Consider the following 14,704-nt stretch of genomic DNA (forward strand, 5'->3'; position numbering starts at 1 on the left):
GGTTTTAGTAGCGCTTTGCTGTTGGATTGTTCGACGCGCTTCGCTCTTGGAATGTTAGTAGGTAAGATTTGATATTCTCATGCCTGAATAATCGGAAATCCATTTTTAAAATTCAGAAGTATATTGAATTGAAAATATTCGTTTGGGTTTTGGGAGCGCTTTACTGTTGGATTGTTGGATACGCTTCGCTTTTAGAATTTTAGTAGGTAAGATTTGATATTCTTATTCCTGCGTAGACAGAAATCTATTTTACCATTAGAAAATTTACCAATTAAAAGAAAAAGCCCAAACACATGAGATGTTTGGGCTTTTAAAGCACTCTATTTACTAGTTATTCAGGTAGGTTATTTATTGTTTAATAAATCGTTTTGTTACTGATTTTAATCCAGCTTCAATCTGAATCATATATACACCCGTTTTTAATCTTGACACGTTGATAGCTCCAGAAGTTACGTTTCCTTTTGCTACTTGTTGCCCCATCATGTTCGTAATCGTGTAACTCGCATTGTCTTGCGTAGTAGTTACGTGTAATGTTGAACCTTTTACTGGGTTTGGATATATTTTCACATCTAAAGAAGCCGTTGTGTTATCATCAAATGTTGTTAAGAAATCATTTGTAGCTACTGTTGAAGACGTCGCCGATAAACAGAAGTTCGTTGTATCTGATGTTGTAAATGATCCTCCTGAAGCCAAAGTAGCTCCTGTATCATTGTTTGTCAGTGTAAACGAACCGTTTCCGTATGAACAGCAAATTCCGTCACCGTACGCATCAGTGATTGTGAAATCGTAGCATCCGTCATCTAAGCATCCAACATCAACATTTAGTGTTGAACCATCAGGTTGTGAAGCATACGTTCCACCTGAAGCTACTACTTGTCCACCACTATTTGTGATTTGCCAGCTTGTTTCTTCTGGGTAGTTGTCAAATGTAATTGATAATGAAACGTTAGAACAAGAAGGTCCACCGCTTCCGTCACTAGCTGTTACACTAAGATCGTCTATTGCAATATCACTAGACCATCCGTTTCCAGTAGTTCCTACGATTCGTAATCGAACTGTTTGTCCTGCATACGAGCTTAAATCAACTGAAACTGAATTCCATTGGTTTCCTTTATTTCCAGCATCTGACCAAAGGTTTGCCCAAGAACTTCCATCTGTAGACGCTTGTACTGTTAACGATCCTACATTGTTACCATACATATGGTTTTCAAAGCTAAATGAAGCTGAAGTCATTCCTGAAAGGTCAAAACAATCACTTTCTAATATTGCAGTTGCGTTGTTACCTATTTGTCCTGGACTACTATTTGTTGATGCTTCTAAGAATAAATAATTTGTTCCTTGAGCCGCTGTCGTTGGTCCTGTGCCTGAAGATGGTGTACTTCCACTAGTTCTAACCCAATTTCCGTCGTCACCTGTAACTTGTGTCCAACCGTCATTTGATTCAAATCCTTCATTGTAAGGGAAATTACTAACGGTAGCCGAACAGTTTCCTGTACTAGCCGCTTCTACATTTACTGTTCTTGAAACTTGCGTTGCTGCATTTCCTGCGGCATCACTTACATTATAGTTTAATGTGTATGTTCCTTCTACAGCAGTGTTTACGGAACCTGTAACGACAATATTTGACGTTAAGTTTCCGTCAATGTTATCCGTAGCCGTTGCTCCTGGATCTGTAAATGCATCGCCAACTGTTAGGGTAATGGTTACTGCACCATTTAAGGTAATTACTGGCGCTGTCGTATCTGTAGTAATGTCTACAGCAGTAACTGATAAGTTATCAACTGCAATATCACTAGACCATCCGTTTCCGGTAACTCCAACTATTCGTAGTTTTACATCTTGTCCTAGGTATGAATTTAGGCTTACAGAAACTGCATTCCATTGGTTTCCTTTATTTCCAGCATCTGACCATACGTTTGTCCATGAAACGCCATCCGTAGATACTTGTACTGTTAACGATCCAACCGCCGTTCCATACATATGGTTTTGGAAGCTAAATGTAGCTTCTGATTTTCCTGATAAATCAAAACAATCACTTTCTAGTATTGCTGTTCCGTTGTTTCCAATTTGTCCTGTACTTCCGTTCGTAGAAGCTTCTAAGAATAAGTAGTTTGATCCTTGCGCTGCCGCAGTTGGTCCTGTTCCTGAAGATGGTGTACTTCCACTAGTTCTTACCCAGTTTCCATCGTCTCCTGAAAGCTGTGTCCAACCGTCATTTACTTCAAATCCTTCGTTGTAAGGGAAACTACTGACTGTTGCCGAGCAAAATGGTGGCACATCTGCAGTAGTAAAGTTGACCGAAGCACTGTATGAAGAGTTTCCACTAGTACATTTACTTCTAACCTGCACTTCGTATGAAGTTGAAGCTGCCAATCCACTTAATGTAGTATTGTTGGTAGCGACTGCATTTGTTGTCCAAGAAGATGTTCCTGTAGCTCTGTAACGTACATCGTATGTTGCTGCAGTTACGGTGCTCCAGCTTACATCAGCACCAGAAGTTGTGATTGCTGACGTTGATACTCCTGTTGGCGTTGTTGCATTACATACTACAGGTGTTCCTGTTAATCCTGTAACGATCAATGAAAAGTTTTGACTTCCACCAACTAATGAACCTTTGTGTGTTACGGTAATTGTATACGTTCCAGAAGCTCCCGATACGTCTACTCTTTCATAAGGATCAACCGTATTATCGCCTGTTCCATTGGTTGTAACTCCCGTTAGTCTCCAAGGATTGTACGTTGTTCCTGCTTTTGAAACTCTGATATCTAAATCGTTTACTAAAACTGCCGTAGATGAGTTTGTTGCTGTTGTTGCTGTTCCTGCACGATCAGTCCAAGAGATAGACGCTAATAAAGGACTTGTACCATCAGAATCAACTGTTATTGAATACGTTTGTCCTGAATTTAATGTTAATTCCTCTATTTTAGATTCGTTTCCATTTGTAGTAATGGCTTCTGCGGCACGTTTTGAATTCATCAATCCCCAACCAAAAATAGCATCGGGTCCGTTACTACCAGCATCGTCTGCAGTATGTAAAGCAATACCTTTTATTGTTGCCGCTCTTGCAAATGAACCGTTGGTATTGTTGTAATGTTGTTGTAATAATAATACTGAACCTGCTACATTTGGTGATGCCATCGAAGTTCCTGTAATTGAATTGTAGGCAGTATCACTACTTTCGTAAGTAGAATATACACTTGTTCCGTTTCCAGTAATATCTGGTTTGATACGGAAATCATCCGTTGGACCTTCACTACTACTACTATTGATAGACACAGAAATTAAATTTCCGCTTGCGTCAATATTAGCATCTTGTGCATTGGCAACAACTAAGTTATTTTTTGATGTAGAATGTCCTGTAAGTTTGTCATAAGAGCTATTTCCTCCTAATGGACTTCCATTGTATCCGTTTTGGTTTCCATCATTTCCTGCGGCAACCACCATCAAAAAGTTTGGCGCATTGAACATAATTTCATCCCAATCACGAGATTCTGTAATGTATGCTCCAAAGTAATAATCTGGCACTAAATCTCCTCTAAAACCGTATGAATGGTTAGAAACTAACATTCCGCTTGATGCTGCTGAAGTAGCTTCGGCCAAATCACTATTCCAGTCATATCCTATTGCGTTTGCATGTGGCGCCATTCCTTTTGCGTTTGCCACAACTCCAGAAGCCATAATAGTTCCTGTAACGTGTGCAGAGTGATAGTTTAAAGCACCTGAATCTCCTGTAGAGAAACGATTGTTTCCTCCAGCTCCATCATATTCTTGGTGTGATGCTCTGGCAACTCCACCATCCCAAACATACGCAGTCATGTTTTGTCCCATGAGGTTTAATCCTAAAGAACCACCATTATTTAAATGATCTGTTCTCGTAGAACGCGCCGCAGCAACATTGAATGTAGTGTAGTACACTGGTGTTCCATCTGGAGTTACTTTTTGTAATTCTATGAGTGTTCCGTCTGGTAAGGTTTTACGAATATCCCAACCGTTTTGTTGCGCCATTCGAATTGCTTTTTGCTTTTCTTGTGCTTGTGCGGCTGTGAATTTGTTTTGTAATGTTCCTAGCTTTTGTACATCATATTGACTCACGATTTTCTGCTTTTCAGCAGTTGTTTGAGCAAATGAATTTTGAGCAAAGAACATCCCTAGGGCCAATAGCCCCAATGAGAAGTACTTGTTTTTCATTGTTTTTTGGTTATTTGGTTAATTTTAAAACAGTTAGGAAAAATAATGGACGAGTCAAGATGAAATCATGTGTGAAGAAGGTTGTCAATTTTCGTTCAAGATAAGCATCAAGGGTGTATACTCTGCAATTCAATATTTTTCACTAATTCGGAGCAAAAATGTTAAAATTTTATTAATATTATGTCGAAATGCTGGTTTTTTCGATGAATTACACATTTTTTTATGAAATTCCTACAGGTATTGAATTACAAATATGAACTTAAACGACTGATTTAAAGCTAAATCCTACAAAACTAATAGGGTATTTGTTTTTCTCTTTAAAACAACTCAACTCTTCAGCTTTTTTTACGATTTATGATGCTAAAAATAATTGTAAAACCATTTTTTTGCTTTGTAGAGATTAAACTTAACTGTATTTTTGAGGAATGCACACACTACTTTCCATCCAAAATTTACGTATTTCTTTTAAAGAGAATGAAGTTATACATGGAATTTCATACGCACTTTCTAAGAATGAAATTTTAGGAATTGTTGGCGAATCCGGTAGTGGAAAATCCGTTTCTTCACTTGCCGTATTAGGTTTGTTACCTAAAAAGAATACAACTATTACTGGCGAAATTTTATACGATGATCAAAATTTAATTTCTTTACCAAATACAGCTTTTCAACGCATTCGCGGGAATGAAATTTCAATGATTTTTCAGGAACCAATGAGTTCTTTGAATCCTTCGATGACGTGTGGAAAACAGGTTGAAGAAGTGTTGTTACAACATCGACAATGTACTAAAAAAGATGTAAAAGCTACCGTTTTGTCTTTGTTTGAAAAGGTAAAACTCCCAAGAGTAGAACATATGTACAGCTCGTATCCGCATCAGTTGAGTGGCGGACAAAAGCAACGTGTGATGATTGCTATGGCAATTGCTTGTAAACCTAAAGTTTTGATTGCTGACGAACCTACAACAGCCTTAGATGTAACAGTTCAGAAAGAAATTATTTTGTTGTTAGAAGAGTTACAGCAAGAAACTCAGATGGGCATTATTTTTATTTCGCACGATTTGTCGTTGGTTAGTGAAATAGCCGATAGAATTATTGTGATGTATAAAGGCGATATTGTAGAAAGTGGAAAAACGAGCACGTTGTTTTCAAACCCTACACATGAATATACGAAAGCCTTATTGAAGTCAAAACCTTCTTTGGATGTTCGGTTGAAGCGACTTCCCACGATTCAAGATGTACTTGCAGGCACCGTTTCAGATACAATTGTGAGTCACGAGGAACGTAAAAAGCAGCACGAGTCCATTTACGCGAAAGTGCCATTATTGGAAGTAAGAAATGTGTCAAAATCGTTTTTTAGTACTGTGGGCATCTTTGGCAAATCTACGAAAGTGAAAGCTGTAAACGATGTCAGTTTTTCGTTGTACGAAGGCGAAACGCTTGGTTTGGTTGGCGAATCGGGTTGCGGAAAATCGACCTTAGGAAATACTATTTTGCAATTGCACAAAGCTACCGCAGGACAAATTTTGTATAAAGGCGAAGATATTACCAAGTTGTCTAAACGTGACGTTAGAAAATTGCGCAAGGAGATTCAGATTATTTTTCAAGATCCGTTTGCTTCCTTGAATCCGAGAATTCCTATTGGAAATGCTATTTTGGAGCCGATGAAGGTTCACGGTTTGTATGCAAATGATGCCGAACGCAAAGAAAAAGTACTCGAATTGTTAGATCGGGTTGGGTTGGACGCTTCGTATTACGGAAGATATCCGCATGAATTTTCGGGTGGACAACGACAGCGAATTGGAATTGCACGTACGATTGCGTTGCAACCAAAGTTGATTATTTGTGACGAATCGGTTTCTGCATTGGACATTTCGGTTCAGGCACAAGTGCTGAATTTGCTGAATGAATTAAAAGATAATTTTGGCTTTACTTATATTTTTATTTCACACGATTTGGCGGTTGTAAAGTATATTTCTGATCAGTTATTGGTCATGAATGCTGGTCAGATTGAAGAGTTGGGCGAAGCTGACGCCATTTACGCAAATCCGAAATCAGCCTATACACAAACCTTGATTGATGCAATTCCGAAGGGGATTTAATATTTTGTTTTTCTCGTTGCACCAGTCATTCAGCAACATTTCTTATTTAAAAAATTCAACACAACTCTAGTTTTCTTTTTAACTTCAGTTCGATATAAGTGATGCAATTCATATTTGTAATTGAGCTTCGAAACTCCTTACTAAATATCATATTTTCAGTGTTTTATTTTCATTTTCTTTGCTTTCCCAAAGAAAAGAAACAAAAGAAAGGGAACTTTTCCAGAGGTATTTTTAGTTTTTCTTTCTGAAAAAACTAAAACCGCATGAATTTTCCTAAATTTTTTCCAAGGCTTCAAAAATTTTTAACGGAAAATCCCTGCTATACTTCGGAAAAGAAAAGTATAGAACTAAATTTTTTACGTCGAACTCAGGTTTTTTAACATTATTGCTTTAGCAGTTTAAATCATTGATTCAGAAATTCATAGTCATAACACATGCTTCGTTTGTATAGTTTTAGTAAATACTATTAGTAATCATTAAAATTAATATTTATGAAAAAACAAACGTTAAAAAGTTTATCATTAAACAAAAAAGTAATTTCTGAATTGAAAGGTGGAGCAGATTCTGCCGCAACTCCATTGACCGTAAAGTCGTGTCCGCCGCAAGTGCCAGCTTCTTGGTTTCCACGTTGTCATAGTAAATATAACCCATGTCCAATGTTGTAATTTGTAAAGGATGAAGAAGATAAATGATAAGAAGTTTAGTCTTAATAGAAATATTATTTCTGATTTGAACAAACTCAATGAGGTTAAAGGTGGTCAAGATTCTGGCGATTGTTGGACAGATATTCTAACATCTATTTTTATATCTTGCCCAGCACCTGAACCAAGTCCAACGCCAGAAAGCGATGTAGCTATTTGTACAGGTGGATTGGGACAATGTCCAGTTATTTAAAAACTGCATGTTATATAGAAAGAGAATTGTACTAAAAGTGAGTTAAAGCTCACTTTTTATTTTTTCCTGCATTTGAAAATTATGTATCTTTAGAATATGAGCTTAACTAGAGAAGAAAAACGTGCATTCCGGTCCTTATTATTTAAACATCAAGATGGAATTGCCATTACATCCATTATTGCTACTTTAGAACAGCATTCCGTTTTTGATTTTTTAGCTGCGAATACTTCGACTTCCGTTGCAACGATTCTTGAAAAATTTCCCGTTTTTCATGCGGGTTATCTTACTGTTGCTTTGCGTAGTTTGGCTTCACAAGGTATTTTGAATTATAGCGTAACCAAGAGCGAGATTCAAATTGAAACTACTTCGAAGTTTATTGCTTTTGAGCGACATATTACACATTATGTACATTTTAATTCGTTGTTTGCGCATTATTATGATCTTTTTACACGTCCTTTTCAGTTTTCATTGATACAGACTGAAAAATTAGCAGCCTATGCATCATATTTGGCAAATGCTAAGAAAGCTTTACAAACTGACGCGTATTTTCAGGTTGAGATTGCAATGCATTTGGAAGGTGTTTTGTTAGCGCCTTTGTTAGTCTATTTGGGATATCATGCCGATTTGGAAAACTTAGATCGGTATTCTTTTTTGGAAGATGCTTCTTTGTTGAAATTATTTAGTTTACTCGAATTGTATGATGGAAATTCGTTGACAAAAAAAGGCGATTTTTTGTTTGCCAAAAGTTACGCGTATGGTGTTACCGTTTCGTATACGCCAATTATGCGTCATATGGAAACGTATTTGACGGGCGATTTTCATCCTTTCTTTACCCAAGATCATTTAGGAAATGAACAACATGTGTTTAGAGGTGTGAATGTTTGGGGAAGCGGCGGAAGTCATGCTACTTATTTTAATAAGTTTGATGCCGTTTTGGTTGATATTTTTAATAAACCACTTTCCGAACAACCGAAAGGAATTATTGATGTTGGTTGTGGAAATGGTGCCTTGCTTGAACATATTTTTGATTTAATTTGGAATCAAACCCAACGCAGAGACGATTTGGGAGACAATAAACTCATTTTGGTTGGCGCAGATTATAATAAAGAAGCGTTGTTGAGTACCAAACGAAATTTGGAGAAAGCCAATGTGTGGGCAGAAGTGGTTTGGGGCGATATTGGTAATCCTGCCGAGATTGACCGAAAGTTGCAAGAATTGTATAACGTAAAGTTGGAAGAGTTACTGAATGTACGATCGTTTTTAGATCATAATCGTCCATTTAACACTCCAAAAGGTACGTACACTGGCGATTTGTTATCTACGGGAGCATTTGCACATCGTGGAAAGTTGTTGCACAATAGTGACGTTGCACAGAGCTTGGTAGAGCATTTTCAGAAATGGAAACCGTATATTCAATACCACGGATTGTTGTTTATTGAGTTGCATACCGTTTCGCCGACAATAGTTTCACAAAATTTGGGCAAAACACCGTGTACCGCGTATGATGTGACACATGGTTTTTCTGATCAGTATATTGTAGAGTTGGATGTGTTTTTGGAAGCAATTAGCAAAGCAGATATTTCTATTGATCCGACACATTCGTATCGTTTTCCTAGTGAAGAAATTTCTACTATTAGTATCAATTTGATTCAGTAAGTGAATCTTAGTTAACGTTGTTTCTTCTTTGAAACCTTTTCTGCCAGCAACAATGCATTGTAGGCATTTACTATTTTTCCCGATTTTGACAACGAACTGAAAGGCACTTTGTTTGGATCACGTTTTTCGCCATTTGCGTACGGTTTTAAAACCATAATATCATACGAAACTCCTGATTCCATAATAATTTGTTTTACTTCCGAAGCTGTTAGGTTTGGGTAATACGAAAATAGCAAACTTGCCATACCACTTACGACAGCAGAAGATAGTGAGGTTCCTGTGTCTGTAGTCATACGCAATCTATTTAAACAGGGTATTTTAGTGCCAGGCGCAAAGATATCTACTTCTTTTTTTCCATAATTAGAACTATTATCCACAAGTATGGAGTCTACTTTGTAGGAAGTATTCCCTACTTTTATGAAGTTTTTTAAAAACTCTTTTCCATCTATAGCATCATTTGGATAGTTATTCTTTTTATCAAGGTTATAACCATCATTTCCTGATGAAGTTACTACTAAAACATCGTGTTTTTCTGCATATGCTAACGCTTCATATACCCATTCTGGATGTAATGAAAAGTTTTTCCCTATGCTCATATTGATAACTCTAGCTCCATTGTCTACAGCATAACGTATCGCTAATGCAATATCTTTATCGTGTTCGTTTCCTGCCACCGAAATACTTAAAGGCATTAGTTGCACCTTGTCATTGATTCCTTCTACTAAAGTATCATTTCTAGTTGCAGCAATAACTGAGGATATTTTTGTGGAGTGACTAAACACTTGGAAACCTTGTATTTTATTATTCCCATATGGAGCATCATTTAGATCGTTTGTATTATCATTAGTTAAAGAACGCTCATCAAAATCGAAATTCAATTGATAATCAATTGTTTCTCTGTAGAGACTTATTCGGTTATTAATCGATCTCAAAGTGTTCTTATGTTTTTTATAGTGTATCAAGCGGTCTAATTTCTCAATCTCATCTTGATCTTTCAACTTTTGTTTCAAAGAATCTAACTGAGATATGTTATATGGCTCTTCACTTTCAGGCAGATATTTAGTAAGTACTTTTTCTCCAAAAATGAAGCGTTTTTTAGCAACGATATGATCCTCAAGGTTTGTCTCAGCTTTTTTTAGTCTTTTATTATATGCAATGTATGCTTTTTGATAAAGTACAAATTCTCTTTTTCTATTCTCATGAACTTCTTTTACTGATACAATATTTTTAAATAGTGAATCATATTTTTTTATAATTCGCACATATTCAAAATGACCATAATATTTAGATCTAGAATTTCCTTCTGTACTCCCGACATAATTCCAACCATGGATATCATCGATATAACCATTGTTGTCATCGTCAATATTATTGTTAGGAACCTCATCTTTGTTTGTCCAAATTTGATTTTTTAAATCTTCATGATCAATATTTAGTTCTGTATCGATGACTGCAACTATTACCTTTTCGCTTTTTTTACCTTTTAAAAATTCATACGCTTTTTCGAGACTAATTCCAGGTATAGAATCTGTATAAATGTCTTTGAAATGCCAATCTTTCTTTTCTTCCTTAGTAAGTTGTTTTTTGGTAAAACTAGAAGTAACTGATACTACTTTTTGCATTGAAGTGCACGCAACAATTGTTGTCAAAACACATATCAAGATAAGTAGTATGAAACGTTGCATTGTTATTAATTCTTCTTTTTATTAGAAAACTCTTCCGCCATTAATAATGCATTGTACGCATTGACTATTTTCCCTGATTTGGATAAGGAACTGAAAGGCACTTTGTTTGGATCTCGTTTTTCGCCTTTTGCGTATGGTTTTAAAACCATAAAATCATACGAAACTCCTGATTCCATGATGATTTGTTTTACTTCCGAAGCTGTTAGGTTTGGATAATACGAAAATAGCAAACTTGCCATACCACTTACGACAGCAGAAGATAGTGAAGTTCCTGTATCTGTAATTTTTCCTGATCTACTCAAACAAGTAATTCTAGAGCCTGGCGCAAAGATATCTACATTTTTCTTTCCATAATTTGAGCTACTAAATACTAGAGTAGAATCTATATTTTGAGACGTATTTCCAACTTTGATAAAGTTTTTGACCGTTTCAACACCGTTTATATTATCTGTAGGAAAGTCATCATACTTGTCTATATTCCAACCATTGTTTCCCGAAGATGTTACTATTAATACGTTATGATCTTCCGCATATTTAATAGCTTCATTAACCCATTCAGGATACATAGAGAATGTTTTTCCTAAACTCATGTTGATCACTTTTGCACCGTTATCTACCGCATATCGAATTGCCAGCGCAATATCTTTGTCAAATTCGTTTCCAACAACAGCAATGCTTAACGGCATTAGTTGCACATTATCATTGATACCGTTTATACCAATATTATTATTTCTTGTTGCTGCGATGACAGATGCTATTTGTGTTGCATGATCAATTCTGTAAATTCCTTGTACATTGTTGTTTCCGTATGGGAAATCGTTTAGATCATTTGGATTGTCATTTGTTAATGAACGGTCATCATACGCAAGATTGAGTACTGTGTTTAGTTTGAATTTTTCAAAATTAATACGATTATCAACCCACTTTTCATCAATATTGTATTTGGTATAATATGCCAATTTTGAGATAGATTCTTTTTCGTCTGCATCTGAAATTGTAAGTTTCAAGGAATCCAAAGTTGAAGATGTATAATTCTCTTTTGGAAAATACTTTTTAGCAATACTTTTAGCTTTAAGAAATCGTCCTTCGATTCGTTTAAATCTAGTTATTTCAGATTTTCTTTTTTCAACTTCAAAATTATATGCTAGATACGCTTTTTGATATAACTTAAAATTCTCAAAGTCTTTCTTTGGAACGTCTGATATAGAATTATATTTATTAAATAATGGTATATATTTTCTAAGAATTCTTACATATTCATAGCTCGTATAAGGTAGATTATCTTCTTTTTTTGTTCCTACATAATTCCAACCATGGATATCATCGATATAACCATTGTTGTCATCGTCAATATTATTGTTAGGAACCTCATCTTTGTTTGTCCAAATTTGATTTTTTAAATCTTCATGATCAATATTTAGTTCTGTATCGATGACTGCAACAATAATCTTAGTAGCTTTTTTGTCTTTTAAAAAATCATATGCTTTGTACAAGCTAATCCCTGGTATAGAATCTGTATAGATATCTTTAAAATGCCAATCTTTCTTTTCTTCCTCAGTAAGTTGTTTTTTGGGAAAACTAGAAGTAACCGTTACTACTTTTTGCATTGAGGTGCAAGAAACAATTGTTGTCAAAATACATATCAAGATCAATAGTATAAAACGTTTCATTCTTATTAATTCTTCTTTTTATTAGAAACTTCTTCCGCCATTAATAATGCATTGTACGCATTTACTATTTTACCTGATTTGGAGAGCGAGCTGAAAGGAACGAGTTCTTTTTCTTCACTCATAGAGGGTGTATTGACCATAATATCATATGAAACACCAGATTTCATGATGATTTGTTTTACTTCGGAAGCCGTTAGGTTTGGATAATGTGAACGGATTAAAGATGCAACTCCAGAAACTATAGCTGAAGCATAAGAAGTTCCGTAATCAATATCAACTCCTTCTCTTGTAATTACTTTTATATAATCAGCTGGTGCAGTTATATCAACTATTTTTTTACTATAATTTGTATATTCAGAAATTAAATTTTCATCAATAGAATATGTAGAGCCACCAACTTTTATGAAATTATTGCTTATTTCTTTACTGTTATAAGTATCATTTGGGAAATCATTTTTATAATCTAAATTCAACGCACTATTACCAGCAGAAGATATTATTAAAACATCTTTTTTTTCTGCATATTTAATTGCCTCATTTATCCATTCTTGATGCAAGGAGAATGGTTTTCCAATACTCATATTAATCACTTTTGCATCATTATTTACTGCATACTTTATCGCTAGGGCAATATCTTTATCAAATTCATCACCAGAAGTTGAGATACTTAAAGTCATCAATTCTACGTTATCATTAATTCCATCTACACCAAAGTTATTACCTCTTTTTGCCGCTATTAATGAAGCCACTTTTGTTCCATGATTAACTTTTTCTGTTCCTTGGACATTATTATTTCCGTAAGGAAAGTCTTTGATACTTTCTGAGTTATCATTGGTAAGCATTCTATCTTTATGATCAAAGTTGAACAATGTGTTAATAGCATGCTTTTCTTTTCTAATATCTTTCTCTAATGTTTCTGGATTGAAATTATATTTCATATAATAACTCATAGCTCCTACATGATAAGATAATATACTGTCATTTTTTGGGATTACTGATTTTAAAGAATCTAATTGTTTGATATTATATGACCCTCCTAATAAATCTTTTAAAACAATATCTGCGTTTTCAAAATTCATTATCATCCTTTTACACTTTTCAATTTCTTCTTTTCTCCACAGCAGTTCTTCATTATATATATTTTTAGCTGACAAATACAAAGAATCAAGTTTTGTCTTGGGTATAAAATCTTGACTTATATGATTATACAGAGATTGATATTTTTTTAATACTCTGGTACAAGACAAACTACTATAAAAAATAGAGTCTCCCTTTTTAGTTCCTACGTAATTCCAACCATGAATATCATCTACATATCCATTGTTGTCATCGTCAATATTATTATTTGGGATTTCATTGTTATTGATCCAAATTTGATCCTTAAGATCCTCATGGTCAATATCAATTTCTGAGTCGATAATAGCAACGATAATTGTATCCCCTTTTTTATCTTTTAAGAATTCATATGTTTTGTACAAACTAATCCCCGGAATAGAATCTGTATAGATGTCTTTAAAATGCCAATCTTTCTTTTCTTCCTCTGTAAGTTGTTGTTTTTTAACTAAGCTTGATGGAACTATTGGTGCTGGTTTTACAATTGATTGTGCAGAAGAACTGATTATAGTAAAACAGCAAAGTAAAAATAAGATAAGAGATTGTAGTGGTTTCAAGAAAGTTTGTTTTTGAAATGTAAATATAAGAATCCCTAGTTTAATATTCTTCTAACTGAAAAGTACCCGTAAAGTCTCTATTTTGAGTATAAAAATTAATGCCAAGTAAGTCCCAATATAATACTCCGTGGGCACCATAAGAAAAAGTGCCATCTGTATTTTTATCTATATTAATGTACTTATATTTCCATTGAAAACCACTTACAAATCCACTTAGTGAACTGCTACTATAACTGGGAATAAACTCTCCTTTTGCATTTTGTTTAAATCGAATACTCAGATGAAATATAAGTGAGGCGCTTTCATGCATACGCATATCTACTGAGCGTGTAACATTTGTTTCTATAGCATTCCCATGCATGGCGTAAGTATTTTTATGTTTATCTTCCTTAGCGTTCATAATTCCTAAGACGCCTATAACCAATACCACAATAATCGCATTTCCGTATTTGTTAGCAAATAATTTTTTCCCTTTTGTAAATAGTGATAATACCAAGGCAAAAAACAAAATGAGAAACGCCGTAGTGAGTAGTGACCATAAAATATATAACATAGTTGTTTTATTATTTTCTTTTCTTCTTTTTAGAAACTTCTTCCGCCATGAGCAAAGCATTATACGCATTCACTATTTTTCCTGATTTGGATAAGGAACTAAAGGGAACGAGTTCTTTTTCTTTGCTTGTAGAAGGTTTGTTAACCATGATATCATAGGAAACTCCTGATTCCATAATGATTTGTTTTACTTCGGAAGCTGTTAGGTTTGGGTAGTATGAACGAATTAGTGCGGCTACTCCAGAGACTATGGGTGAAGCTAAAGAAGTTCCATCAATAAAAGAATACGTATT

The 14,704-nt window shown here is 34.9% G+C and carries 10 protein-coding genes; 4 read left to right on the top strand and 6 right to left on the bottom strand.

Going from position 1 to position 14,704, the window contains the following annotated elements; translation table 11 throughout:
• Positions 1–348 precede the first annotated feature (348 nt).
• Positions 349–4,188, bottom strand: coding sequence for a S8 family serine peptidase (locus AA089_RS19535; RefSeq protein ID WP_046758687.1), 3,840 nt, complete (start codon positions 4,186–4,188; stop codon positions 349–351).
• A gap of 425 nt (positions 4,189–4,613) precedes the next feature.
• Between AA089_RS19535 and AA089_RS19540 the strand changes: the two genes are divergently transcribed.
• The 4 genes from AA089_RS19540 to AA089_RS19550 all read left to right on the top strand — a co-directional run bounded on the left by AA089_RS19540 (position 4,614) and on the right by AA089_RS19550 (position 8,834).
• Positions 4,614–6,284: an ABC transporter ATP-binding protein gene (locus AA089_RS19540; protein WP_046758688.1), complete on the top strand. Its 1,671-nt coding sequence runs from the start codon at positions 4,614–4,616 to the stop codon at positions 6,282–6,284.
• 491 nt (positions 6,285–6,775) lie between these two features.
• Positions 6,776–6,949 carry a hypothetical protein gene (locus AA089_RS24995; protein WP_156169144.1) on the top strand — a complete coding sequence of 58 codons (174 nt, stop codon included), beginning with the start codon at positions 6,776–6,778 and terminating at the stop codon, positions 6,947–6,949.
• 10 nt (positions 6,950–6,959) lie between these two features.
• A complete protein-coding gene (locus AA089_RS19545) occupies positions 6,960–7,178 on the top strand; it encodes a hypothetical protein (protein WP_046758689.1) in 219 nt (72 codons plus the stop codon).
• 96 nt (positions 7,179–7,274) lie between these two features.
• Positions 7,275–8,834: an AprA-related methyltransferase gene (locus AA089_RS19550; protein WP_046758690.1), complete on the top strand. Its 1,560-nt coding sequence runs from the start codon at positions 7,275–7,277 to the stop codon at positions 8,832–8,834.
• Between the two features lie 11 nt (positions 8,835–8,845).
• Here the strand turns inward: AA089_RS19550 and AA089_RS19555 are convergent, their stop codons facing one another.
• The 5 genes from AA089_RS19555 to AA089_RS19575 all read right to left on the bottom strand — a co-directional run.
• A complete protein-coding gene (locus tag AA089_RS19555; RefSeq protein ID WP_162200462.1) occupies positions 8,846–10,456 on the bottom strand; it encodes a S8 family serine peptidase in 1,611 nt (536 codons plus the stop codon).
• Between the two features lie 68 nt (positions 10,457–10,524).
• Complete coding sequence (locus AA089_RS19560) at positions 10,525–12,126, bottom strand: S8 family serine peptidase (RefSeq protein WP_162200463.1); 1,602 nt, start codon at positions 12,124–12,126, stop codon at positions 10,525–10,527.
• Positions 12,127–12,194: 68 nt separating this feature from the next.
• Complete coding sequence (locus AA089_RS19565) at positions 12,195–13,859, bottom strand: S8 family serine peptidase (protein WP_046758692.1); 1,665 nt, start codon at positions 13,857–13,859, stop codon at positions 12,195–12,197.
• A gap of 40 nt (positions 13,860–13,899) precedes the next feature.
• Complete coding sequence (locus AA089_RS19570; RefSeq protein ID WP_046758693.1) at positions 13,900–14,412, bottom strand: hypothetical protein; 513 nt, start codon at positions 14,410–14,412, stop codon at positions 13,900–13,902.
• A 10-nt stretch (positions 14,413–14,422) separates the two neighbouring features.
• On the bottom strand, positions 14,423–14,704 hold a 282-nt coding region (locus AA089_RS19575), incomplete at its 5' end, for a S8 family serine peptidase (RefSeq protein ID WP_046758694.1).

Origin of the sequence: Kordia jejudonensis (assembly GCF_001005315.1) — a bacterium.
GTDB lineage: Bacteria > Bacteroidota > Bacteroidia > Flavobacteriales > Flavobacteriaceae > Kordia > Kordia jejudonensis.

Coding starts and splice junctions, on each gene's coding strand:
- AA089_RS19535 (WP_046758687.1), bottom strand. CDS start 4,188: ATGAAAAACAAGTACTTCTCATTGGGGCTATTGGCCCTAGGGATGTTC.
- AA089_RS19550 (WP_046758690.1), top strand. CDS start 7,275: ATGAGCTTAACTAGAGAAGAAAAACGTGCATTCCGGTCCTTATTATTT.
- AA089_RS19570 (WP_046758693.1), bottom strand. CDS start 14,412: ATGTTATATATTTTATGGTCACTACTCACTACGGCGTTTCTCATTTTG.
- AA089_RS19540 (WP_046758688.1), top strand. CDS start 4,614: ATGCACACACTACTTTCCATCCAAAATTTACGTATTTCTTTTAAAGAG.
- AA089_RS19560 (WP_162200463.1), bottom strand. CDS start 12,126: ATGCAAAAAGTAGTAACGGTTACTTCTAGTTTTCCCAAAAAACAACTT.
- AA089_RS19545 (WP_046758689.1), top strand. CDS start 6,960: ATGAAGAAGATAAATGATAAGAAGTTTAGTCTTAATAGAAATATTATT.
- AA089_RS24995 (WP_156169144.1), top strand. CDS start 6,776: ATGAAAAAACAAACGTTAAAAAGTTTATCATTAAACAAAAAAGTAATT.
- AA089_RS19555 (WP_162200462.1), bottom strand. CDS start 10,456: ATGCAAAAAGTAGTATCAGTTACTTCTAGTTTTACCAAAAAACAACTT.